Below are 24972 nucleotides of genomic sequence, written 5' to 3'. Positions count from 1 at the left end.
GCATGCGAACCATCCTGTTTCACATTCCAAATACGGTGGGCGGCGTGCCGCTGTTGGGGTTTGGAATTCTGCTGGCGGTTTGGGCATTGATTTGCGCAGCACGTGTCGGTTGGCTTGTCTTTCGCCACGGATGGAGTAGCGCCGTGTGGAACGAGTTGCCCATCATGTTGGTGCTGGGGGCGGTCCTGGCGTGGGTGCTGCCGGCGCTATCGGATGATGCCGGGTTGCCGGTCCGTGGCTACGGGGTCATGGTTTTTCTGGGCGTAGTAGCCGGCGTGGCGCTGGCCGTGTACCGTGCCAAACGGGAAGGCTTCGATCCCGAACTCGTTTATTCGCTCGCACTGTGGATGTGCATTTCTGCGATCCTGGGTGCGAGGTTGTTTTACGTGATCGAGTATTGGGATACCCAATTTCAAAAAGACACATTGCGGGCGACGATTATCGCCGTCGTCAATTACACACAAGGCGGGTTGGTGGTATACGGAGCATTTGCCGGCGGATGCGTGGCCGCTGGGCTGTTCTTTGCCCGGTACAAGTTGCCGATGCTGAAATTTGCCGACATCATTGCCCCCAGTTTGACTCTTGGCCTGGCATTGGGGCGCATCGGATGTTTCCTAAACGGCTGCTGTTACGGCGGAATGTGCGATCGTCCCTGGGGGGTAACTTTTCCAATCGGCTCGCCGGCGTACATGAACCAGGCTGACCGCGGACAGCTGGTTCTGGACGGAATTCACTTTGAACCGAATCCGTTTGCACCGGCAGTAATCGAATCGCTCGATGAAAGCTCCCCGGTGGCACAGGCCGGGCTACATGCGGGCGATCGTTTGACGGGCATTTACGTCGAACCGCCGGCTCCCAAACGGCCGCAGGAATACTCAGGGAACGAAACAACGGCGCTTTCGGTGGCTGAAGCGCAGGAGGCACTGGCGAATATTCAACAGCCTGGAACGAAAGTTACGTTCCACGCCATCGATGCCGCCGGCAAACCGAAATCGCAGGTTTGGACATTGACCACGCCGCCGCCGCTGCCGCCGCGCAGCCTGCCGGTGCATCCCACGCAGTTGTACAGCGCGTTGGGAGCCCTGTTGCTCACGCTATTTTTGCTGGCCTGGTATCCGTTTCGCCGACATGCGGGCGAAGTCACGGCGCTGATGATCACCATTTACCCGTTGATGCGGATCCTGGAAGAAGCCATTCGCACCGACGAACCCTTCGTGGGCCTCACGCATATGACCATCTCACAAATCGCCAGCGTGCTGCTGATGGCGGCTGCCGTTACACTGTGGATTTTCGTGGTGCGGAATCCAAAATATCGATTCTCATCCCGATGAGCCGTTTTGCCACCAAGATTCCGATCATCCATCGAGTGAATGTTCATTGGACCGAGGCAATATCTGAATGCTGTCGACTCGACGCACCGATCCTTACATATCGCCGTTTACCCAGAAAATAACACGCTAACGAAAGCACTCCAGTATTGAACCAAATTAACCATACCAGCAAGTTTGGATGCATCCAAGGCGTCTGCGTATAACCCAAAGCGTCGGCGTGCCAGCCATAGATAAAAACCACAACGACGCAGCCAAGGAGTTTCATCGAACCGAGAAGTGCGAGCGAGAATATCACCGCCGCAAACGGATTGCAGGTAAGAAGTGTCAAGTAAGGCACAACACAAAGGGATGGAATCAATGCTAAAAAAGCAAGGAAGACTGCTACAAAGTCGCTGGAACTGTTCAAGAGTAATGACAAAAGTGAAAAGCAAATAAAGACGGCAAAGACGACGCTTGAAATGGCAGCCATTTTTATGTGCCACCCAAGAGACGTTCGCTCTTGCCTTTCTAAAGACGCAGACATTAACTCGCGCCGAAACGCAAAAGCAACGAGGCTGCAACAAGATACCAAGAACAGCCAAATTGCCACTCGTCGTCCGTCAGCAGTTGGCCAGAAGAAAATTACAGGCAGCGGCAACAGTACACAAACGGAGCTAGCCGGCGCCAGGTATAACAATTCTTGCTTCAGTTCAGCTTTCACTGTTGTGGGCTAGGTTGGAGTTTCACGCTGTGGATTTTCGTCATCCGCAGCCCGCGGTTGAAATATGCGGCCGTTGCCTGAAAACACCACGGCCCAGCTCAATGCCTTGGATCCCCGCCCAAGGTTTTTGAAAGCTGCTCTAGTTCTTCTTTGCTGAAGTTGCCGGTGAGCTGCATCTTATCCGAAATTTTGGATTGAATCCTCGGCGCAACCAGCACTTTGCCGTCAACTAAAACTGCCAATCTTTTTAAGAGGTTGGCGGCCGTTAGGGCTTCCATTTTTTCCCCTCCCGCCTCGGTCAACGTAATGGAAATCCCTTCTGTTCCATTTTCGTTTGGCATGAGTTGGATCGACGCTATGTCGTCTTTGCTCAATTCCGCCTGGAGATGCAAATAAACTTTTTCCGTTCCGCCGGGCAGCGCGGCTTCCGTTAGTCCTTCTCCTGGTTCGGCTTCCGCCAAACGAAATTCCAGCTTTGGCCGATCGATTTTCGAACCACTTCCAGGCGGAACCGGCGTGGACTGCGGATTAACCGGCTTCAAATCCGGCGTTAGCCGCTTCTGTTCTTGCGGGGCCGATAGTCTTCCTCCATCTAATGGCTCACCGCCGCTAATGGTAAATGCCGCTCGAACCCATTTCGGATCGGCTTCGTTGGACATAATTTGCACATGCCCGTCGGCAAAGACCGCCGCGTAAATATTGTTGGAACCTGTAGCGTCCGCCAAATGTCCGCCAAATTTCGGCAGCGGTTTGGTGGAATCGGCGTCGATTTCAATATCCTCCGGCTTGGTCCAGGGAATATCGCGCTTGGCTTCGACCAGCGCAATCGTCACTGCCGTGCCGTCTGTGATGTCTTCAAGGCGTGTTCCGGTTTCACTTCCGCCAATCATTCCCTTGCCGGTCGGCATAAAATAGCAAGCGTCGGTGCTTCCTTCCGGTTCATGCGGATCGCGCAATACGGCCGGCATTTTCGCCAACAATGCTTTGTTGTGTTCGCTATCCCACGGTTCGTCGAAGTGATATTCCTTATAAACGGTGTTCGCTTCGACCGTATTCAACAGCGGAAGTACCTCCACGCGCCAGCTATGTTTTGTTTTGCCGTCTGGCCCAACGATAGCCGCAGGGGGAAAGTGATTGTGCTTGTCGGCATACTCAAACATCGCCAGCCCCAACTGTTTCATATTGGTCATGGTTTGCTGTCGCATGGCCGCCTCTTTCGCGGCCGCCATCGCCGGCATTAAAAATCCGGCGACCAGTGCCGGCCCCAGCTCCACATTTGCCGAAACTTGTGCCACGCTGCCGGCTGCGTTAATCTTGCAATCGCTCAGCGCTTTGGTGAGTAAGTCGAACAACCCATTGATCTGGGCCGCTTGTTCCTTGTCGGCCGTCTGTCCTTCCGTTTGCCGCCAGGCTTGTATTTTCATCTGGATCATATTCAAAACGATGGTCCGCGCCACTTCCAGTGTTTTGGCAACCTGCTGGGCGCCGTCGGCCGAATCACATTCGAGTAGTGCGTGGAAGCCGACGCCGTTGGTCCCCGGCGGTTCGGCGCCGACAAACCCCCGTCCCACCTTCACATGCTCCATGAGCGGCAAAAACATCGCCGCCGACAGGGCGTCCAATTCCGTGATCGGCTTCATAATCGATATTTCCGCCCGAATCGCCAACGTACTGGCTGGAAACTCAGGAAACGCGCTAGCGTCCATCAATTTTTCGCCGCCGCGAATGAACGTTTGAATTTGCTTTTCGCTGCCGGCAACAATTGTTCGGTTGTCGACCGGGTACACGCATGGCCCAAAATCTGCGCTATCTTTCAGCACGTAATACTCGTGATCGCCCTGGTGTTGGATTTCCATATCGCCTGGATTCTTACGCCGCAGCGTTTCCTTCCAGTCGATGGGCTTTTCGGTTTGAATGACAATCCTGTCAGGCTCTTGTGTGGAGTGCATCCAAATGAGCTCAACGTCGGCAATGTCGGTGAGCTTGAATCCGTTTTTGCCTTCGAATTCCTTGTCCAGCATGTCCACAATCGGTTTTGCCGCCGATGCAGTCTTCGCCAATTCATGCGGATTAATACCGACGACCAGTTTTGCTTCCGACGGCACAAACCGGAAGCTCCGCAACACCGCTGGCTGCGGCTGCGAAACATCCCAAGCTCGCTCGGCGTCTTTTTTGGTTTCGGATTGCTTGGCATCGTCGGCCGGCGCAGCCATGGCCACCTGAGTGAATGAATCTCTCGGTCCACGAAGGCCTGCCACGCCTAGCGCAATGGCCGCCATACATGCTGCCAGAATCCAACGGCCTGTTCTGCCCAGCGATGTTTCCGTTCTTTGACCCTTGCGTTTGAGCCACGCCACGCGCTTGATGAGCATGCTGGTGCCCGGCAGAAATGCACGCGCAGCCCAGGGGACCGGCTGTTCATCGGCCCGCAGGGCCATTTGTGCCAGCGTGGCGAGATAAGCTTGTCGATTTTCCGTCACGGCGGCGGCTTGCCCATCGGCGGCCAATTCTTGCTGCACCCGCAATTGGCGGCTAAGCCACAGCACCAGCGGCTGATAAAAATGGATCGCCGACACCAACTGCGCCAACAAAGCGGTGAAATAATCGCGCCGGGCGACGTGTGCCAATTCGTGAGCCAGGACCACCCGCCGCTCTGTTTCGGTCCAGCCAGACCAATCGGCAGGCAACAGCAACATGGGACGCCGCCAGCCAATCGTGGCCGCGGAGCGCAACCATTCGGTGTGACGCAGTTCCACCGTCGGCGCATTCAACCGCTGCGAAAGTTCTCGCAGTGTCGATTCCAGTGCCGGATTGTCAATCGGCTGCGAGCGGTGGCGCAATCGATGAACAGCCCACATTCCGGCGGCCAGCCGAGCCAAACTCAAGCTCACGCCGGTTGCCAATACCCATAGCATCGCGATTTGCCAGATAGGCGCTGCGGATTTCTCTCCGTTGGCGAAATTGCTCGTAGGTTGCAGCCATTCGACCGCCTTCAGCCACCAGTTCGATACCGTCGAAAGTACCGAGCCGTGCGTTGCATTGGCGCTATCGGCCGCTGAAATGATCGCATCCGAGGATTGATTTTGAATCGTGGACGGAGCAAGCCCAGCATTTGCCTGCGTTGCCGAAATTCGGCTGTCCGATGTGCCGATCCACTGTGGCCACGGACTGGCCAAACAGAAGACGAGTGGCAAGGTGAGCGCTAACACCGTGGCCGCGCAAGCGACCGCAGCGCTGGGCCCACGGCGGCGTAACAGCACAAACGCCGCACCGCCAACCAGCGAAAACAACAGCACTTGCACTGCCATCCACAAAATTGCCGAGGTTAAAGCGTTCATGACGTTTGCTCCTTCAAGAGTTCTTGCAAAGTGGCCCGCTCTTTGGCCGTTAATTTTTTCTGTTTGAGTAGTTGCACCAACAACTGTTCCCTCGAGCCTTGGAACACGCGCTCCACGACATCGGCCAGCATTCGCCCGGAAACTTCGTCCTGCGAGCGTGTGGGACGAAAAAGAAACGGCCGCTCGCTGCCCGGTAGTTGCCTCAAGCATTCCTTATCCACCAAAATTCGGATCAGCGTGGCGATGGTGGTATAAGCCCGGTCCAGTCCAGCGGCCGCCAACTTCTCGCGGGCTTCCACGGCGTTCAGCTCGCCGTGCTTCCAAAACATTTGCATGACTTCCAATTCACGTTCGGTTAATTCCTTGGCACGGGGACGAGCCATTTTGAACTTCTCCTATATGGCAGAACCGCAGCAAAATTCGCTTGAAAATCCGATCTTTGTGATCACAGACTATATTTGGTTATTTAGATTTGGTTTTATAGTAGCACGGTCTTTACTGCTTTGCAAGCGATTTTTCAAAAAATTTGGGGGGCCAGTTTGATTTTTCAGGGTGGTTGGGGTCGAACGAAGTGAGCCCCCAGTCGCAGAAATTCTGGGGGCTCGGCGGTACTCGATCCCGGCCACCCAAATTGTTTTCATCAAACTGGCCCACTACCAAAAATTTAAACACGTTCCCCAATGGCGGCGAGCGAAAAAAACTTTCGAGTTTTAGGCCATGGGTTTGTTATGCTGGATGGCTACGACAGTTGACCTGAATCATCCGAAAGCGATCCTGAATTATCAAAAACCCGCCGGCAAGCGTTGAGCGACGTAACAGAAGAAGTGAAATGCTCCAAAACATCCAAGAAACAAAATTGTGGCCTAGAAGCGGGCGATGGCTGCCATGGTTCCAATCAAAAACAGTTGTTGTAGGAAAGCGGCCATGCAGGGAGCTCAACCCCACTTGTGGCTTCATAATTTCCCTTTGGGATTTTCAAGGAAACCGCCTCGGCATACGAAAATGCCTTGTTTTCACGAGCCGATTTTTTGCCGTGGCCCAATTCAAGAGGAAATTAAGAGGAAAATAAGTGGCCCAATTTTGATCGAAATGGCGAATTGCCGGAGAATATCAGTGAATCGCCCAATAATCTGCCGGGAAAATTCAACCTAACCGCATGCCATTGCAGAATTTAGAATTTCCCTTGCAGATTTTCAGAAAAGTTAACCTCCCTCGGACTGATATGCCATTTTCGGAACTTTATTTGGTGGTGCACGTCTAATACTTGGAGTTACGGTGAACGACGACCTGCAACTCATTGACGAAGCACTATGTGGGAACTCGTCGGCCTTTGGACGCCTGGTAACGCGTTACCAGGACCGGCTGTACAACACGCTGGTCCACGTGACAGGATCGGCGGAAGAGGCGCGCGACGTGTGCCAGGACGCCTTTGTTCAGGCATTCGTCAAATTGCGCTCGTTCCAGCGGTCCAGCGCGTTTTACACGTGGCTGTACCGAATTGCACTGAACATGGCCGCCAGCCGCCGGAGACGAAAGAAACCGACCCTCTCGGTTGACGAACATCGCGAAGCAACCGGCTACGAACCGGTCGGGCGCGAAGGCCGACCCTCGGAGCCGCTGGAGCAGCAAGAACGGGTGGCTCGAGTTCAAGAGGCGCTGGCTGCCTTGGATGACGACTTTCGCACGGTGTTGGTGCTGCGCGAAATCGACGGCCATCCCTACGAAACAATTGCCGAAATGCTCGAGCTGCCGCTGGGCACCGTCCGCAGCCGGTTGCATCGGGCTCGGATGGAATTGCGCGAATTATTGAAGGGCGTATTGGTGACGGAGTGACAAAGTTGGAATTCAATTTTGAATAACTTTCGATGGACCATTCGGAAAACGACATTTTGATTAGCGCTTACCTTGACGGCGAACTGACCGGCGAGGAACGCACCCGTGTTGAGCAATTGCTCGCCAGCAGTGGGGAAGCACGGCAATTGCTCGATGAGTTGCGGGCTTTGCGCGCCGGCTTGCAGGATTTGCCGCAGCATCGATTGGAGTTGGATTTTGCCCAGCATGTGCTGCAGCGAGCTGAACGAGAAATGGCCGATCGTCAAATAGCCTCCACGGAAGCGGTTGCAGGGTTGGCCACGCCGCAAATAACGATTCCCAAGGCTCAACCGTCAACATCTCAATCCTCAATGTCGCAGCCATCGCCGCTGCTTCCGCGCCGCTTGCCGATTAATCGCCGAGGCATTATTTGGTCGGCTGTGGCTGTGGCCGCGGCGGTTGTGGTGATGGTGGCGAATCGGCAGGCCGAGCAAAATCGTGGCGCTGCTGAGCCGGCTGCGGAACCGAGACTGGCAGTTTCACATTCTGCATCTCAGCCGATCGGACAATCCGAAGAGATGCCTGCGTTGACCGCACCGGCCGCTGCGCAGCCCTCTGTAGACCAAATCGCCGCCGATCGTAATCCCGCAGAGTTCTCGGGCGGGAGTCTAAGTGGCGCAATTGGCGATCGTCTTTCTTTGAAAGGCAATAATTTGGATGGCAATAAGCTAAACGCCCCATCGAATTCTGCATCGGCGGTGGCCCCATTAAGTACGCCATTGGCCGAGGCGGAGCACGATTTTGCCAAGACGCCCGCCGATACAATTGCACCGCTGGGCGCTACGCACCAGTTGCGCCGCGCGCCTAACAATTTGGTGATTGTGAACGTGTCGTTGATGCCCAGTGCAGTCCGAAACGGTGAGTTCGAGCAACTCTTGGCCAAAAATCACATTCGGCTGGAGCCCGCCGATCAAACGTTCAATTCTTACTTAAACGCCTCAGAGCTTAAGCACCTGAAAAAGTTGAAAGCCGGCGATGCCACACCCGCTGAAACCTCGCGTGAGCTAAATGCTGGTACCGTTGCCAATTCTACTTCCGCGGCCACTATGCCTGGTGCAACAGCCACTGTGCCGGGCGTTGCGGCTGCTCGGCCGGCGCCTTATTCGATCGGCACCGCATCGCCAACTAGCCGCGCGGATGTCGCACGGAAGGGAAATTTGAGCGAACGGGCGAAGAATCGGGATGAATTGAAGCTTGATAACTTTTCATTCGATTCGGATGCCGAAACCGATTTGAGCGACACAAAATTAGTTGATGCCGTATATGTGGTGGCTTCGCCGGAGCAAATCCAACGAATGTTGGCCGGATTGCAGCAGGCGCCGGCGCTGTTTTCTGCGGTTGGCGTGAGCGTCGCTTCGCCGGGAAATTTGGAATCAACCATCAACGATAAGGAGACGGGTGATCTGCATTTGTCGGGCCGAGATGAAGCCGCGCCGCCAGGCACGACCGATCTTGCCGCGGCGAAGAAGACCGAAGCACAAAACCCAGCCGTGCAAAGCATGCAGGATCAAAGCCGATCGAGCGCGAATCAACCCGCCAATTCCGACGACTTCCGGAAAGGTTTGGAGCAGGAAAATCTAGCGCAATCGGAGCGATTCGGCGCCGCGAAACCGCAGCAACAGCAAAGCTCGCAATCGCCGACGACGCCGCAGCTGGGTTTGCAATTAAAAGCAGAGCAGCCGCCCACTGGCGAACATCGTTCGGTCGGAGGAGAGCGATCGCGTCGCTTTGCCGCTTCATCTCCTACAGAAAGCTATGCCGTGAGGCTGATGTTACCGCTCAGCAGCGACGAGAAATTATCGACCGTTACGCGCCAGCCTGTAGTCAAAGAAGGCGTCGGCAGCAGCAACGGTCACGCCAACGCAGGCGCACCCGGATATGGTGGTACATTTGGCGGCATCAGCGGAATGGGTGGCATCGGCGGCGGTGGAGCGGTCGATGGAAGAGAAGGCGCCGCCGACAAATTGGATTACGGAGGTCGTGGCGTACTGTCGGAAAATAAAAACAAGCTTTCCACGAATACGTCTCAGTCCGTTCCTACCGATACACCTGTTAACTCGCCGGTTGGTTCCCCGCCGGCTGCCTCGTTAGCTTCTGAGCCGCCTATGACGGCCACGGCATCCGTGCCGCCTGCCTTCCCGCAACGTGTTTTGTTTGTTTTCAGGGTCACGGGCTCACCACCGGAGGCGAAGCCAACTGCGCCCGCGCCGGCTGAAAAATAGTGCCGAGTAATGCTCAGTATTTACCGCCTGCTGGAAACGCCCCGCGGCCGCTGTTAGCATTAGTGCCGTAGGCCAGAGGAGATGTTTGGCGGCTCGCATCCGTGAGAGTTGCCGACGATGCGGCAAGCGGCGACAATCCGGAAACAATTCAAAATCTACTGGGAGCATTCGTCATGCATTTGTGCCAATACAAAGTGCGAGCTTTGAGCAGTCTCGTTGGATTGATTCTGGCCGGTGGAATTGCCATGCAATCCTCGGCTGCGGAATTCACGGTCGATAAGACCGCCGACGGCGTAACTGTAAATCTCGACGGCAAGTTGTTCACAAAATACGAAATTCAATCGGGGAAAAAGCCCATCTTGTGGCCGATTATTGGTCCCACGGGCAAGCCAATGACCCGGCCTTGGCCCATGGACACCGCCGCAGTCGATGCCGAAAAGACGGCCAAAGGGGGCAAGCTTCCAAAAGGCGACATCCTTTCCGACGACCATTCGTGGCACCGCTCGCTGTGGTTCAGCTACCAAAGCGTGAACGGCAACAATTTATGGGAAGAACATGCCAACCCGCCGACGGGTTCCACCAAGCACAAGGAGTTTGTGCAAGTTTCCGGCGGACCAACCGCGAAAATTGTGACCCGTAACGATTGGCTCGATCCCAACGGAAAAAAATTGTTGGAAGACGAGCGCACAATTACGTGCATGACCGATGGCGATAATCGGATCATCGATTTCGACATCACGCTAAAGGCTACCGAAGGTGACGTGGTGTTTGGCGATGAGAAGGATGGCGTGTTTGGATTGCGCGTGCCTGACACCATGCGTGTCGACGCCAAGCAGGGAGGGAGTTTTGTCAACAACGAGGGAAAAGTCGGCGAAGACGAGAATCCTGATGACTTTCCCAAGGGCGCAACTGGCGACCCCAAGTGCAAGCGAGCCGTATGGGGTAATCGGGCGTCGTGGGTTGATTATCACGGGCCTGTCGAAGGAGAAAAACTTGGAATTGCTATTCTGGAACATCCCACCAGCTTTGGTTACCCAACCCGCTGGCACACGCGCGATTACGGCCTGTTTGCAGCCAATGTGTTTGGCCAACACGTATTCGATGAGATGCTTCCTAAGGCCAGCACAACACTCAAAGCCGGCGACACCATGAAATTTTATTTTCGTGTAATTTTTCACAAGGGAGACGAAAAAGAAGGTCACATCGCTGAAGCCTTTGCGAAATATGCAGCCGAAAAACCGTGAGCCGAAATAAGTTGCGCGAATTCATTTTTGCGATTGCGTCTCGAGACCGCCAAAGACGTTTCTGGCTTTTCTACAAACTCGAGTGCTAGCTGCGAAGTAACATTGGCCAAATTGCCGATAGCTTAATCTATCGGTAGTTGCCCTCGCTTATCCAATCCGCACAGTAGCCCATATTTATCTACTGTTGTGCACATACAGGAGACAACGCATCCAATGTTGACAAACATGGAGCGACTGCAAAACCTGGATACATTACGAAACTATGTCAATCGAATCTTATGCCAGCACGATCAGCTTGAGGTGGACGCGTTCCGAATGACTGAACGGATTTTGTTGCGGGGTAGCAAACCGTGTGGGGTTTTCTTTTGCTTGCACGGCCCTCGAGCGGTAAAAGTGACGGCAATTTGGGAAACGGAGCGCAACACGATTCTGTTTTACAATTCGACAGGGGAGCGGTTTCACCGAACGCGATTAACTAGTGCTCCGGCTTTGCTCCCCTGCGCGGCATAAATGGTCTTTCGCCAAGACGAACTTCAATATCGAACGCAATTTCGTCCTTGACGGAACGCGCGCGTTACTGTACAAAAGTTCATAAACAAAGAATTCACGGAGGGTAAGGATATGTTGGTATTGTCTCGAAAACAAAGCGAGCGGATTCGTTTGGGAAAAGACATTATAGTCACCGTGGTGCGCGTGGCGGGCGATAAAGTCCGATTGGGAATTGACGCCCCGGCCGATATGGTCGTACTTCGTGATGAGTTAGATACACGAGCCGTGCCTAGCCGCCCGACCGAGTCATCTGGCTCGAATGTAGCCCTCACCTAGCTTGCGAAATAGTACGTGCTAGCAGGTTAATGACGGGCTTGATCCGCATTGACTGTTCGCAGGCTGATTTCTACTATCTCTCCACTGGAATCAGCTATTTCTAAGGAGAAATGGCGGATTTCATTTTTTTGCAGGGGTGTCTTTACCCTACGGATGCGCGCTTCCTGTGCCAAAAAGAATCCGAATAAGCTTGATTTTCGGAATGGTCGCGGCATTTTTCTTGGCGACATTGATCGCGGCCGCATATTGGGCCTGTCAGCAATCACCAGCCTTCTACGATCAATCGTTGGTTCGCGATCAGTATGCAGTGAAGGAAGCAAGCGATGCGTTACTGAGAGAAGCGGCGCATCTGGCCAGCAATCTTCGTCGGCCGGGACAATGGCATGCGTTATTTACGGCTGATCAAATCAACGGCTGGCTGGCTTACGATGTACTGCAAAATCATCCGCATTTATTTCCGCCAAGCGTTAAAGATCCCCGCGTATCGATTGAAAATAATCGGGCGCAAATTGCGTTTCTCTGGCGCAAGTTTGGATGGACGGCGGTCGTTTCACTGGAAACAGAAGTTTATCTGCGCGAAACGAATGTGGTTGCTATTCGCATTTGCAAAGCTAGGGCCGGGCTTTTGCCCCTTCCGTTGGCCGGATTACTAACTGATTTGATTGTTTCTGGTAAGAAAGCTGGTTTGCAGATAGAAGCGGAGCAAGTTGAAGGCGATCCACTTTTAGTGATTACTATGCCCTGGGCGGATACTTCTGGCGACAAACTGTCGCTAAGCTTAGAATCGCTAGAAATAAATGGCGGGGAGATTTTTTTGGCTGGGCACAGCCAAAATGGCGAGCCTTTCAGCACGGTTGCACAACGACCGTTGACCAATCGAGAGCCAATTGGTCATGAATTGGCAAGCCGGGAAGTCATCAAATCGACGCCGTCGGATCACGAATTGCCTGACGGACAATTTTCCGGACGAGATGCCTCTACCGATCCGCAACGGACATCCTCCGCCGAAACGCATACGGAAACAATGAATCTCCAGCGCTGAAATTCAACGTCCGTGGGCCATAGGCGCGCCGTACCTATCAAACGCTGGCCATGAAGACGAACTACCATTTCCGTCGGAACATTTAGATCTAGCTTAGCGCCCATCAGCTCATATTTTCCCGAATCCCAGCGTGAAACACTTCCGCGATTATTGGAAACTGGGCCCTCGTAGTCCAAATAAACGGTTCGATGATTGGCGAGCCTGTCAGCATGCAGTTCGCGTCCCACAATCGGTTCTTCTTTTAAAGCCCACGTGAGCAATATCCCGTCGTGCTCCAGCATGAAATCAAAATGGACACCACCGCGTTGGGGTCCTGGAAGTTCGTGGCGCAAAATCACAAAACGCGGCATGAGGTTACTTCCGGAACGATATGGACTTTAAAGCTGGCGGGTTCTCTCCTATTGCGCGAGAATAGTCACAGTTCCTGAGGCCGTCAATGGCTGCGTTTGGTTGACGCTTGTGACTTGAGCGTTCAATTGAGCAGCACCTGCACCATTCGCTTTCAATTGCACGTCGAAAATAATCGGTTCGCCGGCACGTAACTCCAGAATTGGATCGAACCGAATATTGGGCGCATCGATGGCGGCAACGTTCACTGCCGACGTCGTATTCATATACGTCATCGAATCAGGAACTACAATCGCCAGCCGCACATTGGACTCCGGATTGGCGCCGGCATTGGTTACGGTAATGCGAAACGTTTCTGTGCCTCCTAACTTCAGAGGATTATTCAGCGGCGTCACGGTCAATCGCAAATTACTCTGCGGCGCCGCGCGGGGTGGCACTGGCTGAATTTCGATGCATGCTTCATGAGCAATATTGATATTCGAAAGCGTTGCACGACCGCAGGCATGTGGTGAAGGGGTAATGCAAGTGCATTCGATTTGCCGTGTCTCTTTGTCTCCCGGTGGAAGATTCTCGACCGTGAACTGCACGCCACCGTTACTGGTCCATTGTGCGCCGGATGTTCCCTGCTCCACACGCAGCGCTGGATCAAAGTTAGTGACCCACCGAATCTGGTGACCGGCAATGTTGGCATCTGTATTCGTCACTTCGATTGTGAAGAGCACACGACTGCCTACTGTGTAGGATTTTTGCGGCGTGGCAATGTTAAGTTCCATGGCAGGTTGCTGAACAGCCGGCTCACCGGTCACATTGACGCATACTGTTTTTGTCTCGTGAATGCCGGTCGGACCGATCACATCCACAACATGACACAGCTTGCCGGCGCGAATCACTCGGAACTTGATTCCAACTTTGGTGGTTTTTCCAGGGTCGAGCGTTCCCAGCTTCCGTTGTATCGGATTATTCTTGGATTCATGCTCCAAGCCCTGATCGTAGCGATCGGTAATGATTAAATTTTCGGCCGGGGCATTGCCTTGGTTGGCCACTTCCATCACAAATTCGATATCATTTCCCGGTTGTGCTGTTTCGGGGCCGGTGACGTTGAGCGAGATTTTTGGACTTGCGGCAGGCTGTGGCGGTTGTGTAGCGGGCGGCGTGACGGGCGGGGCAGTTGGAGGCGGAGTTGACGGTAAGGTCGGTCGTGGAAGCGGGGGGCTTGCTCCAGTCGACGGTTGATTGACGGGTGCAGGAGTGGTAGCAGCTCCTGAACCGTCTTTAATTGCCCAACTTACTTGGGTGGCGGCACTCGCGATCGAAATTCGTTCCTGCTCACTCGGATTCGCACACTCGGAACGAATTAACTCCATCGAAATGCAGGTTGCTCCGTTTGCAGCAGCAGCCGGGATTACTTCGATCGTTGCTTTGCCGTCCGCATCGGTGGCTATTTCTGTCGATTTGCTTCCATCATGGCCGAACGTCGCTTCTGCTCCGCCGGTAATGCAATACTTTACAATCCAATCACTAACCGGTCCCTTGGTCGTATGCCGCCGCACGCAGGTCGTTAGCAAGGCGTGTTCGCCCATGGGAACACAGGCGGGTTCAGGAAAAACCCATTCGGCATCGATCCAGCGAATGGTCGCCGACTTCTGCCGTACTTCCCACGAATACACGTCGGGGGCATAGGCGGTAATGTAGCTGATGCCTTCGCGCGGCGAGGTAACCGTCACCCACGCATAGCCGCGAGGCATAACCATGTCGTCGTTAATTTGTAGTGTACCACGAGTGAGAATGACATTGATCGGCAATGTTTCCGACCAGGCATAGCTGTTGTCGATTTTTTTAGGTGTGTTCGAAAACAAATCGAGATAGAAAGGGCGATACGGTTCGTTGACCGATACCAGCGATCCGACGCTGCTTTGATCTAACATCCATTCGACTTTCTCGTACGGCTGCAATTGCCCTTTGCCATCACACACGGCCGCGAACATTGGCACTTCTGTGCCAACTTGTGCGAGAATTCGTGCTGGGCTAATCACCAACCCAGCCTGATTCCAAAAGTGCTTTTCGCCCGGATACTCCATCGTTTCGACGGCCGAGGAATGAAACCAGTTGTGCCCCGAAGGCGCTGTTTGCTGAGCGAGCGAAATCCGGCCGGCCAAGAGCATTGCGATAGCGCATAACTGCATAAGCCATCGATGGCTAGCAAAGACGTTCAAATTACGGTTTAGGGATTTCATTCGAATTTCGTCTGCGCTGGCGAAACGAGCTTCGAGTTGGTGTCGCCCCCTTTCGCCTCCATGCTCCACGGGGAGCGTGTAAATATGCGCGGGTTCAACAAACATGTGCGCGCAGACAAACTATAAATTCCTTCACTGGAAAGCGTAGCATGCGTTTTGGCAACGTGTAGCGAAAAGACAACGCAGCCGTTGTTTTTTCACACCATCGACCGTGCAATTGATACTGCCCCCAGAATCCGCACTTCGATGAGAATGTTCGTAACGATTGTGCGGGCGGAAGAACAGCCGGCAACGAACGCCGCTCTATGTCCGATCAGACCGCCGGCAACTTGGCTTCATATGCCAGGCTTTCGACGAAGTTTTTCATAGAGATGTAATCGTTGGGCTGATACAGATTAATATTCTTTTGTAACTCTGCTTTAAGCGTATCGGTAATTTTTTGAATTTCCAGGTAAGATTGGTACCCGATTCCACCATGCGAAGCTTCGCGTTGCACAAATAGATTATTGAGTTCATCGCAATACTTGGTGTACCGCGGATCTTGAAAAAACATTGGCCAATATATTTTGCCGGTGACGGGATCTAATTGCGTTGAAGTTAACCGCTTGGGTGAGAACATTTGCGCATAGCGCCAGGAGTCCTCAGAAGTCAGGCCCGGGCTTTCCTCCGCTTTGCGATAGGAACGGTTCATCTTCCGCATTTCAAAATAGGTTTGTTCGCCCTTCATCTGGTTATCGAGGTCCATTGAATCGGCCTGTTCGTAATTGATGGACGCTTGGCTATTGTTCAAGTTTCGGTCACCGGCAGCGCGCACTAAATCGGCCATGCCCATGGCGTAACTTTGTCCGACGGTGCTTGCACCGCCGCCGTTGTAATACGGATAGGGATATGTCGAATACGGATATTGCCCGTGAGCAGCGCGAGACACTGCGGTCAAAACAAAAGCCAGCGCGAACGTGGTTGTGCGATTCATAGATAACCTCCGAAGAGGCATTGGGTGTAGCAACTGTGCTTAATCGCGATATACCGCCTCACTCATTTTATTAGGTACATTCCTCGGTGACAAAACACATTCCTCATTTTGACGTTAAAAGCCAGTGCTGTGTCAGCGGTGGTTTGCAATCCTGCCAGCCCTTCAATACTATAATGGAAGGCACTTGTGAATCAACTCCGCAGGCGCTGGCAGTCATTTTTGCCTGTATCTTTTCAGACATTTGGTCATCTTAGGAGTGAAATATGTCCTCGCGGAAGGCGGTACAGCTGTCTTTGCTGCTTCTTATCCTTCTGTCACAGTTAACAATTCGTGAGGGACGGGCCATCGCTGCAGATGATCCGAAACTCACGAATTTGATGAAAACTTTGGAAACCGGCGATACTGCTGCACAATTAAAAGCCACGGACGATATTGTCGCGCTGGGACCGGCGGCCAAGTCAGCCGTGCCGGCGCTGATCAAGGCACTTGTTGGAGGCGATCCGAAAGTGCAATGGCATGCTGCCCGCGCTTTGAGTGCAATCGGCCCTGCGGCAAAAGAGGCAGTGCCGGCTTTGATTACGGCGCTGAATAGCAACGACGACATGGTCCGCGGATATGCGGCCAACGCGCTAGAAGACATTGGCGATGCCAGCCAACCCGCAGCGCCAGCTCTAGGATCGCTGTTGACCGACAAAAATGGTGATGTTCGCCGGGCGGCCATGGACGCGATTGTGGGCATCCATCTCAAGCCCGAGACGTTGATCCCGATTTTGAAGCGTGCGTTAGAAGAAGGCAACATGGATCCCTCGCTCACAGTTCCCGCCCTCAACGCGCTGGCAGATGCCGGCGATGAAGGCATCAAAGTACTCATCGGCGAACTCAAAAACGACAAAGCGGTATTCTCAGCCTGCATTGCCTTGGCTGACGCAGGTCCGAAAGCCAAAGAGGCAGTTCCAGAGCTTGCTCGTGTGACGCAGGATAGGCATCCTGCAGTACGAAGAGAAGCGATCATGGCGCTAGGCGAAATTGGGCCCGATGCTAAGCCCGCTGCCGCGCAATTGGTGAAGGCGCTTTCCGACTCTCAAAATTCTGTGAAGTACGCGGCGGCGTTTGCCGTTGGTCGTATTGGCATCAAGGAAGCCACGCCCGATTTGACCAAGTTGTTGGATAGCGACGATCACTTCATGCGAATGATTTCCGCCTGGTCGCTCGCGAAAATCAACCCGGAAGATAGGAAGAGCGTAGATCGGGCGGTTTCGATGTTGGTCATTGGCCTTAAGGACGACAACCAGCATGTCCGGGGCGCTGCTGCTCGGGGATTGTTGGAGTTGCATGCTCCGCAGGATGTAGTCATGTCGGCGATGGCCGACTTATTGGCCGACAAAGACCCCGGCGTTCGTGCCAATGTGGTCGATGCCATTTCGTCTCTAGGCGAGGCGGCGGTGCCACGACTCATTAAAGCGCTGGAAAACGACGACATGCAAGCGTTAGCCGTAGAAGTTTTACGGCGGTTGGGTCCCAAGGCAAAGGATGCCGTGCCAGCTTTAATTTTGGAGATGAAGGATCCTGATCCGGAATATCGCCGCGAAGTGGAATTCGCCCTAGCGGCCATCGGCCCGGCATCTAAGGCCGCTGTTCCGACGTTGATTGAGCATTTGACCAGCGACGAACCGCGCGTCCGCTACACGGCCTGTTACGCGCTGGGCAAGATCGGGCCAGATGCCGCCGCTGCCATCCCGAAATTGCGCGATAACGTGACCAGCGATGACAAGTTCTTGAAAGTGGCCAGCGTTTGGGCACTGCTACACATCCAACCAACCGATAAGGCTTTGCAAACAATGGCGGTGCCGTTGTTAGCCAAGTCGCTGGAAGAGTCGGACCGGGAGTTGGTAAAGGAAGAATCCGCATCGGCTTTGGGAATGATCGGGGCGGCAGCGAAATCGGCCATTCCTGCGCTGCAAAAAGCAGCCCAAGAAGCCGAATCGCCCAAAGTCCGTGCCGCAGCCCAAGAGGCGCTGAAAAAAATCCAAGCCGCTAAATGACGCGATCTGTTCCGTTTGCCATTTTGGTCGACATTCGTCATTAAGCCTGTGCCATGATGGATTGGATTTATCTCGCTCTGCGGCCGCACTTTCATTTGGGCTGGAACCTGTTTCTGGCGCTGGTGCCATTGGGTTTGGCTTTGTGGCTGTTCCGGCGCACTCAGCAGCGAGGTTGGCTGTGGTGGCCGCTGTTTGTGGCGTTCATTTTGTTTTTGCCGAATGCCGCCTACACGCTGACCGACATCATTCATTTCATCGATGAAGTGCGCGACGAAGAAACGAAGCTGCCGGAATGGAGCGTCGCCTACATTGTCATTCCCAAGTACGCGCTGTTCATTTTTCTGGGATTCCAAGCCCATGTTATCTCGCTGATCTTGGTCGGTAATTACTTGCGTTGGCGTCATCATCGGAAATGGGTTGTTTTTGAGGAATTGGCCCTGAATTTTTTGTGTGCCATCGGGGTATTCTGGGGCCGTTACTTGCGCTTGAATACCTGGGATATTGTCACCAAACCGCAGCGTTTGGCGCATCAGGCTATTCAGTCATTCATTGCCGATCACTACGGGGCGCTCATGGTGCTTCGTTATTTTGTGATCATTTCCGTGTTGTACTACTTCGTAAAATTTGTCGATCTGGCGGTCTGGGAATTCGTTCAGCATCGTCGTAAGCCCCTATTTGCACCGGCGGCAACCGCACACCCAACGGACCACGTCGTTCTGCCACCCGTGGAATAGCAATCAGTCCACGTCGCATTTTGCCCGGCGCTTTCTGCACTCAGGCGAGCGCTGTCTACGCTGCTTGTGCCGGCCCGCTGTCTTAACTTGGGGGCTGCAAAGTGTGCTAGGCTTGCAGTTGTGACGAACATGGGGTTTAGTGGTATCGCTTGTAACAAATATGACGGGTTGCGGCTGCCTGCCGGCCGGAATTGTAACGAATACTACAGCAAGGCCGCGATCCTTTGGTGGAAGCCCCCCTGGCCGCTGCTAAAAATGCGCTAAGGAAAATATCATGAACACAAAAATCGTGTGGGTGTTTGTTGGGCTGCTGGTCGTGTGTTTCTTGTCCTACAGCGGCGTGGGCAAAATCGTTTCCGGCCAAGACAACAAAAACAATGACCAGTGGAAGCAAGCGAAAATCGCTTATGCACAAGCGGTACTGGCCGTCGCCCAGGCCGATCTGGCGAAAGCTCGCGCAGCAAACACTCGGGCGGCGGAAACCATTCCCAGTTCCGTGGTTCGTGGTTTGCAAAACGACGTAGCCGTGGCCCAAGCTCGAGTGAGTGTGATGAAAGGCGACGCAACGCCAGGCGGCGAGAACCCCTATATGATTGCGGCCAAAGATGCGCTGGCCTTCGCTCAGGAGAATTTGCAGCAGGCGCAAAGCGTGAATACAAAAGTGCCCGGCGCCATTGGCAAAGTGGAGTTGGACCGCCGCCAGGCCGATGTCGATTTGGCCAAAGCCCGATACGATGCCGCTTCGCTGCTCAACAAAATCTCGCCGCAAGAAGCCGCCGAATGGGAATTGCTGCAAATGCAGGAAGAACTCCACGATTTGGGCTTCCGCGTCGGCTTGCTGCAGTTCCGCAACTAGGTGGGCCAGAGTTTGACGCCCGGAAATCCGCCGGTGCGCCGGCAATTGCAGCGGGTTGAAAATCGATCCACTGCGGTCATTCCTGCGGTCCCACTTGGCGTAATTTATTCGCCGCAACGCATTTCTTACCGGCTGATTGAGCAATTTTTCTGCACCGCGCCGGCGAATAATCGCCCGCTTCCGCGGTTGACCTGCGGTTTGGCAAAGTTTTATAATCGGGCTGGAATTGCGGGCAACCGCCGTTGAAATGCCCGATTTTTTATTGTTCCCAGACTGTGAGGTTTGAACATGGCCACTGCCACTGCATTGACTCCCGCCGGCATCAAGCAAGATATTACCCGTTGCGTCGGCAATACTCCGTTGGTCAAGCTGCGCCGGCTGACGGCAGGTTGCGGAGCCACGGTGGTTGCCAAGCTGGAAAACCTCAACCCATTGTGGAGCGTGAAAGACCGCATCGGCCGGGCAATGATCGACGCCGCAGAGCGCGATGGCAAAATCAACAAAGACACCGTGATCATCGAGCCCACGAGCGGCAACACCGGCATCGGCCTGGCGTTTGTGTGCGCAGCCCGGGGTTATAAATTGGTGGTTACTCTTCCGGAGAGCATGAGCTTGGAACGCCGCCGAATGCTGCGAGCGCTGGGCGCGGAATTGGTGCTCACCCCGGCTGCCGAAGGAATGCCGGGCGCCATTCGCAAGGCGGAAGAGTTGATCGCTCAAAACAAAAACTACTTCATGCCGCAGCAATTCAAGAACCCGGCCAATCCGGAAGTGCATCGCAAAACCACGGCCGAGGAAATTTGGAAAGATACTGACGGCCAGGTCGATATTGTGGTCAGCGGCGTGGGCACCGGCGGCACCATTACCGGCGTGGGCGAAGTGCTGAAGAAACGAAAGTCGGGCGTGAAAATGATTGCGGTCGAGCCGGTCAACAGCCCCGTAATTACCCAGCGTCGCAAAGGCGAACCGCTGAAGCCAGGTCGGCACACCATTCAAGGGTTGGGCGCCGGGTTCATTCCCGACGTGCTGAATGTCGACATTATCGATGATGTGATTCAAGTCCAGGACGAAGACGCCGCGGAAACAACCCGCCAACTTGCCAAGCAGGAAGGCCTGATGTGCGGCATTAGCTCCGGCGCCGCCGCCTGGGCTGCTATTGAATTGGCCAAACGCCCGGAAAACAAAGGCAAACTGATTGTCGTCGTCCTGCCCGACCTGGGCGAACGGTATCTCTCCACAAAATTGTTTCCGGAATGATGGCAACAGTCCAAACTTGGAACAAGCAATCCACACAATCAAGCCCGGGGATTTTGATCCCCGGGCTTTTTTTGTTTGCAAAACGACTTCAGTATGAAGATTCTGTTTTTCACCAACTGATTGGGCCGAAAGTGTTTGAGAACTTTTTGTTTTTGCCCACGAGAAAAAGTTTTCGGACAAAAAGGGATAATCTAGTCTGCGACGTTTGCCAATTGGCCGCGAAAACACAGTGCCGCTTGCGGACTGCTGCTGACAAAGCACGGGGAGTTTCAGGCTGGGAACAAGCATTTTCGGTGAATTGTAGATCTCGGTGTGATCTTGTTCCGCTGATCGATTGTCGTTAACCGGCGGGCGTTGTGAGTATCTGGGCGAAAGACTTATGCCCATGCCAAGCCGCGCGCAGTCCACCCTGCGCGGATTCAAAAACATCACAGCGATAAAACACTTTCGGAACATGTGTACACTATAGCGGCATTGCTCGGAAAGCTCAACACACTTTTTGGGCCACGCACTAAGCCGGCGATGGTATCGCCGGATGACCATGGCAAACCATTTACTTACAGGCTGTTTCAAAACTAGGAATCGGGTGGCTGGGGTCGACCGAAGGGAGCCCCCAGCAGCCTATTCACTGGGGGCTCGGCGGCACTCGACCCCAGCCACCCTTGAAGGAAGTCCAGTTTTGAAACAGCCTCTTCTTAGCAATCGCCTGAGATTTGGCCCGATAAAATCAATTGACACCACGAGCGCCTTCGGCGAAGATTGTGGCTGGCTTTATTTTTCAGTTGCCGGAATATGGGGGCTCTCATGGCACGGCAAATTTCCGCGGGTCGAATGGCGATTGCCGTCGCTGGTTTTCTTCTGGCAGTCGTCGGCCATACGCCCGCCGAGGCATAAGAAGGCGGCGGAACCTATGATTTGGGCGATCTCACTAGCACCGGCAGTGGTCTGCAATTGACGATCGAACCGAGCAACCCTGTCGAAGCTGACCATACCTGGCGGTTTTTTCCGCCCCGCATTGTAACTTCCTTCGACGAGGCACTTTCATATGTAGGGCCAAGTTCGCCTGCTCAAAGCAGTTTCTCGCTGCTGGCTGGCGCGCCGCTGACAGTGGTCATCCCACAATTATCGCATCTTCCCTCGTATGCAAATGTAAGTGTGTCGGACACGATTGTTGGAAACGTCATCACGGTGAATGCGACGATGCGGTTCGGTGACATTGTCGGCAATACGCTTTATGGTCCCCAAGAATATTTGCTCCCGATTGGCGGCTTAGATGTAGGGGATTACCACCTGACCATGAATGTGACGACAACGAATGCAGATGACAATTTTGTTTCTTATCCGACGTTTGAAACGGGCTTCGCAAACTTCACCGTGTTGCCAGTGCCGGAGCCTTCGACAGGGGCTTTATCCTTGGTTGGGCTTTCCACTCTGATGGTATTCATAATTTGTCGACAGGCCGGAAAATAATGGCTAAGACTTCGCCGCCTTGAGGGGCGAACGATCTCTCTCACAAGCCGCGTTCGTACGGAATAAAAGTCGCCGTAACAGTGGCAATTCTTATGGCCGACCTTTAAGGATTGGTCTTAGCATCCGAAGACTTGGGGAGTTGCAAGATGGGATCGGTAGGATTCGTGGGATTCCCCGAATCGTTCCGGAGCATCGAGCTGGAATTGTCGGAACTAGGAGTGGCCGCGCTGTTGGGTGTCGTGGTAGGAGAGGAGGTTCTGCTGGATGATGTGCCATTCATCAGGTGCGGTGGGTCTCCAATCAGCGGGCTCCATTGGCCGTTGTTGTAACGGCTCCAAGTGTTGTTCTGGTTGTGATATAACCAGTGACCATCGCGAAAGATCATTCGCGGATCACTACCCGCGGGATTTTGCGTGGCGGTGGGCGAATTCGCATTAGTCGGATTTAAGCCTGTATTCCCATTCGCGGGAACAAATTGAATACCCGCATTTGTGCTCGAGTTGTTCGTTCCGGTGCCGTTGCTGCCCGAGGTATTACCGCTGGCGCTGCCAGAAACGGTATTCGTTTTGCCATTGAGCCCGGTACTTGCGCTGCCATTTACGTTGACCATCCCATTTGCGTTCGCGTTGCCTGTAAGACGGTCGATAAAAGCGCCGACTTTCGATCCTACCGTGCCGGTGTTGGTGTTACTGTTGGAATTGCTGCTGGTGGAATTAGTATTGTTGGGGGAAGTGCCATTCGTGGAATTGCTGTTGGCGGAATTGTTCGCAGGGGTTCCGGCTGTTCCAGTGGCTGATGTTCCATTTTCCGTATTGCCGGAAGTGATACCGATGCCATTGGCACTGGTAGTTTGAGATTTGCTATTTTCGGTACTCGTGGCAGCGCCTTGCGTGGTGCCGGTGGTATTATTGCTCTGGATCGTGCCGGTGCCGGACCCATTGAAGGGGTTCATGGTGGCAGGAACTCTGCGAAATGGCCCGGGGTTCGCACCATTGGTTCCCGTGCCGGTGGTTTGGGTTCCTGTGATGCTGCTTGGTGTACCATTTGGGCCGCCGATGACACCGCTGTTGCTGGTGGCATTGGTAATGGTGCCATTCGACATATCCACATTCGTGTTGTTGCTATGCGCCGCGGCGGGGAATTGACTGGCACGTGCAGCGGCTGCATCGGTCGGGGAAGCTGTTTCCAGACCGGCGGATGCGGAGCCATCCAGCACGGCGGAGCCGGAGGCGGACACAGCCGGGGTGGATGTACCGCCGGTGGTTGCGCCGGTATTCATATTGACAGATGTCGCACCGGAAGTGGGGGTGCTGCTGCTCGTGGGATTCTGTCCGCCATTGTTCACGCCGTTTGTTGCATTGCCAGTGCCAGTGTTTCCGGAAGTCCCCGGCACTCCATTAGCGAAGTTCGTGTTGCCTGAGGCGCCCGGCACTCCATTAGCAAAGTTGGTATTGCCTGAAGCGCCCGGCACTCCATTGGCAAAGTTCGTGTTGCCTGAAGCGCCAGGAACGCCATTGGTCGAAGACGTATTGGAGGTTCCCGTGCCTGTCGACGCAGCTGCGGCAGCATTTCCGGCCGCGTTGACACCCACGGTGCCAGTGGTGGATGGAGTCCCAACTGCACCCATCGCTTGAGCAGCTTGTTGAGTGGCTGGAGTGCTACCCATGGTGCCGGTGCTTTGAGCGCCATTGTTAGTTGCGTTGTTGCCGGTGCCGTTGTTGATTGCGCCATTGTTGTTGGCGCCGTTGGTAGCGCCATTGTTGGTGGTCTTATTGTTATTCATCCCAGGGATAGTACTTGTCCCGGGCACGCCGCCATTGATTGCGCCCGGAATTGGCGGATTAACCGGTATTTTGCCGAAAGGGCCACGGCCGGTGGGAGCGTTCCCGGCTCCGAATGGTCCGCGGCCTGGTGTAGCCCCCGATGTGCCTGTTGCGCCCGCCGCCGTTGCTCCCGTGGCTGGAGCGCCTGTGGCGGCAGCTGTTCCGGTAGTGGCTGGGGTGCTTGCGACAGTTCCTCCTGCACTAGCTGGAGCAGCGGCAGCAGTTCCTCCATTAGCCGCTGCGCCGGCGGCAAAAGCAGAATTCAGCGAGAAGGCAAAACTTGCTGCGAAAAGGCAAAAAGTGCTAATAGCGATTTTCATGGCAGGAGTCCTTGCGTGGAATATGGTGAGGCGCGTGCGGCCCTAGGTGCGAAAACAGAAAGTAACCCAGGCGTTCAAGTGCAAGGATTGTGCCACCGCTGCCGCGAGATCGGAAATAAAGCGACGGCGCACTTAGTGTGGAGAGCGACCGAGGAACCAAATAATTTGAGTCGAGCTATGGCGCATCAGACTGTATCGCATTCGCTCAGCTTAGCCTCTTTCACCGAATCGAACGGATCACCACAGAGGACGCAGAGGAACACAGAGATAGCGGCTGAAACAGAGTTGGCCAGCACGGTGTAAGCTTGCAGAATGGTTAGGAACCGTGAAGGCGCGAAGAG

At 54.2% G+C, this 24972-nt stretch carries 17 protein-coding genes; 11 read left to right on the top strand and 6 right to left on the bottom strand.

Annotated elements, in window-relative coordinates:
* Positions 1-2: 2 nt before the first annotated feature.
* Positions 3-1331 carry a prolipoprotein diacylglyceryl transferase family protein gene (locus tag VFE46_13950; GenBank protein ID HZZ29097.1) on the top strand — a complete coding sequence of 443 codons (1329 nt, stop codon included), beginning with the start codon at positions 3-5 and terminating at the stop codon, positions 1329-1331.
* A gap of 43 nt (positions 1332-1374) precedes the next feature.
* Here VFE46_13950 and VFE46_13945 read toward each other — a convergent pair whose 3' ends face one another.
* From VFE46_13945 to VFE46_13935, 3 genes are all read right to left on the bottom strand, one after another.
* Positions 1375-2031 carry a hypothetical protein gene (locus VFE46_13945; protein HZZ29096.1) on the bottom strand — a complete coding sequence of 219 codons (657 nt, stop codon included), beginning with the start codon at positions 2029-2031 and terminating at the stop codon, positions 1375-1377.
* A 98-nt stretch (positions 2032-2129) separates the two neighbouring features.
* Complete coding sequence (locus VFE46_13940) at positions 2130-5369, bottom strand: M56 family metallopeptidase (GenBank protein ID HZZ29095.1); 3240 nt, start codon at positions 5367-5369, stop codon at positions 2130-2132.
* The gene (locus VFE46_13935; protein HZZ29094.1) at positions 5366-5752 is read right to left on the bottom strand and encodes a BlaI/MecI/CopY family transcriptional regulator; all 387 of its coding nucleotides are present in this window, start codon (positions 5750-5752) and stop codon (positions 5366-5368) included. The genes VFE46_13940 and VFE46_13935 overlap by 4 nt, the downstream gene beginning before the upstream one ends.
* An 892-nt stretch (positions 5753-6644) precedes the next feature.
* On the opposite strand from VFE46_13935, the gene VFE46_13930 reads away from it, so the two are divergent.
* From VFE46_13930 to VFE46_13910, 5 genes are all read left to right on the top strand, one after another.
* Positions 6645-7202, top strand: coding sequence for a sigma-70 family RNA polymerase sigma factor (locus VFE46_13930; GenBank protein HZZ29093.1), 558 nt, complete (start codon positions 6645-6647; stop codon positions 7200-7202).
* A 32-nt stretch (positions 7203-7234) separates the two neighbouring features.
* Positions 7235-9463, top strand: a complete 2229-nt coding sequence (locus VFE46_13925; protein ID HZZ29092.1) for a zf-HC2 domain-containing protein — start codon at positions 7235-7237, stop codon at positions 9461-9463.
* A gap of 101 nt (positions 9464-9564) precedes the next feature.
* The gene (locus tag VFE46_13920; GenBank protein ID HZZ29091.1) at positions 9565-10707 is read left to right on the top strand and encodes a PmoA family protein; all 1143 of its coding nucleotides are present in this window, start codon (positions 9565-9567) and stop codon (positions 10705-10707) included.
* A 621-nt stretch (positions 10708-11328) separates the two neighbouring features.
* Positions 11329-11532 carry a carbon storage regulator gene (locus tag VFE46_13915; GenBank protein HZZ29090.1) on the top strand — a complete coding sequence of 68 codons (204 nt, stop codon included), beginning with the start codon at positions 11329-11331 and terminating at the stop codon, positions 11530-11532.
* Positions 11533-11734: 202 nt separating this feature from the next.
* Positions 11735-12574 carry a hypothetical protein gene (locus VFE46_13910; GenBank protein ID HZZ29089.1) on the top strand — a complete coding sequence of 280 codons (840 nt, stop codon included), beginning with the start codon at positions 11735-11737 and terminating at the stop codon, positions 12572-12574.
* A gap of 398 nt (positions 12575-12972) precedes the next feature.
* Here the strand turns inward: VFE46_13910 and VFE46_13905 are convergent, their stop codons facing one another.
* The gene (locus VFE46_13905; protein HZZ29088.1) at positions 12973-15105 is read right to left on the bottom strand and encodes a hypothetical protein; all 2133 of its coding nucleotides are present in this window, start codon (positions 15103-15105) and stop codon (positions 12973-12975) included.
* A 364-nt stretch (positions 15106-15469) separates the two neighbouring features.
* Positions 15470-16129 carry a hypothetical protein gene (locus VFE46_13900; GenBank protein HZZ29087.1) on the bottom strand — a complete coding sequence of 220 codons (660 nt, stop codon included), beginning with the start codon at positions 16127-16129 and terminating at the stop codon, positions 15470-15472.
* Between the two features lie 377 nt (positions 16130-16506).
* Between VFE46_13900 and VFE46_13895 the strand changes: the two genes are divergently transcribed.
* From VFE46_13895 to VFE46_13875, 5 genes are all read left to right on the top strand, one after another.
* Positions 16507-18171 carry a HEAT repeat domain-containing protein gene (locus VFE46_13895; GenBank protein HZZ29086.1) on the top strand — a complete coding sequence of 555 codons (1665 nt, stop codon included), beginning with the start codon at positions 16507-16509 and terminating at the stop codon, positions 18169-18171.
* Between the two features lie 53 nt (positions 18172-18224).
* Positions 18225-18905: a DUF1361 domain-containing protein gene (locus VFE46_13890; protein HZZ29085.1), complete on the top strand. Its 681-nt coding sequence runs from the start codon at positions 18225-18227 to the stop codon at positions 18903-18905.
* A 274-nt stretch (positions 18906-19179) separates the two neighbouring features.
* Entirely contained in the window at positions 19180-19761 is a 582-nt protein-coding gene (locus VFE46_13885) for a hypothetical protein (protein ID HZZ29084.1), read from the top strand.
* 288 nt (positions 19762-20049) lie between these two features.
* Complete coding sequence (gene cysK, locus VFE46_13880; protein HZZ29083.1) at positions 20050-21018, top strand: cysteine synthase A; 969 nt, start codon at positions 20050-20052, stop codon at positions 21016-21018.
* Between the two features lie 915 nt (positions 21019-21933).
* The gene (locus VFE46_13875) at positions 21934-22488 is read left to right on the top strand and encodes a hypothetical protein (protein ID HZZ29082.1); all 555 of its coding nucleotides are present in this window, start codon (positions 21934-21936) and stop codon (positions 22486-22488) included.
* Positions 22489-22591: 103 nt separating this feature from the next.
* On the opposite strand, the gene VFE46_13870 is transcribed toward VFE46_13875, so the two are convergent.
* The gene (locus tag VFE46_13870) at positions 22592-24631 is read right to left on the bottom strand and encodes a hypothetical protein (GenBank protein ID HZZ29081.1); all 2040 of its coding nucleotides are present in this window, start codon (positions 24629-24631) and stop codon (positions 22592-22594) included.
* Positions 24632-24972 lie beyond the last annotated feature (341 nt).

Source organism: Pirellulales bacterium (assembly GCA_035656635.1).
Taxonomy (GTDB): Bacteria; Planctomycetota; Planctomycetia; order Pirellulales; family JADZDJ01; genus DATJYL01.
The sequence above is the reverse complement of the archived record's forward strand: the minus strand, read 5'-3'. Positions and strand labels throughout refer to the sequence as shown.

Bases quoted from the DNA above. Each gene is read 5' to 3' on its own strand.
- VFE46_13940 (HZZ29095.1), bottom strand. From the start codon at position 5,369: ATGAACGCTTTAACCTCGGCAATTTTGTGGATGGCAGTGCAAGTGCTG.
- VFE46_13890 (HZZ29085.1), top strand. From the start codon at position 18,225: ATGATGGATTGGATTTATCTCGCTCTGCGGCCGCACTTTCATTTGGGC.
- VFE46_13905 (HZZ29088.1), bottom strand. From the start codon at position 15,105: ATGCAGTTATGCGCTATCGCAATGCTCTTGGCCGGCCGGATTTCGCTC.
- VFE46_13870 (HZZ29081.1), bottom strand. From the start codon at position 24,631: ATGAAAATCGCTATTAGCACTTTTTGCCTTTTCGCAGCAAGTTTTGCC.
- VFE46_13895 (HZZ29086.1), top strand. From the start codon at position 16,507: ATGAAAACTTTGGAAACCGGCGATACTGCTGCACAATTAAAAGCCACG.
- VFE46_13910 (HZZ29089.1), top strand. From the start codon at position 11,735: ATGGTCGCGGCATTTTTCTTGGCGACATTGATCGCGGCCGCATATTGG.
- VFE46_13900 (HZZ29087.1), bottom strand. From the start codon at position 16,129: ATGAATCGCACAACCACGTTCGCGCTGGCTTTTGTTTTGACCGCAGTG.
- VFE46_13885 (HZZ29084.1), top strand. From the start codon at position 19,180: ATGAACACAAAAATCGTGTGGGTGTTTGTTGGGCTGCTGGTCGTGTGT.
- VFE46_13935 (HZZ29094.1), bottom strand. From the start codon at position 5,752: ATGGCTCGTCCCCGTGCCAAGGAATTAACCGAACGTGAATTGGAAGTC.
- cysK (HZZ29083.1), top strand. From the start codon at position 20,050: ATGGCCACTGCCACTGCATTGACTCCCGCCGGCATCAAGCAAGATATT.
- VFE46_13925 (HZZ29092.1), top strand. From the start codon at position 7,235: ATGGACCATTCGGAAAACGACATTTTGATTAGCGCTTACCTTGACGGC.
- VFE46_13915 (HZZ29090.1), top strand. From the start codon at position 11,329: ATGTTGGTATTGTCTCGAAAACAAAGCGAGCGGATTCGTTTGGGAAAA.
- VFE46_13950 (HZZ29097.1), top strand. From the start codon at position 3: ATGCGAACCATCCTGTTTCACATTCCAAATACGGTGGGCGGCGTGCCG.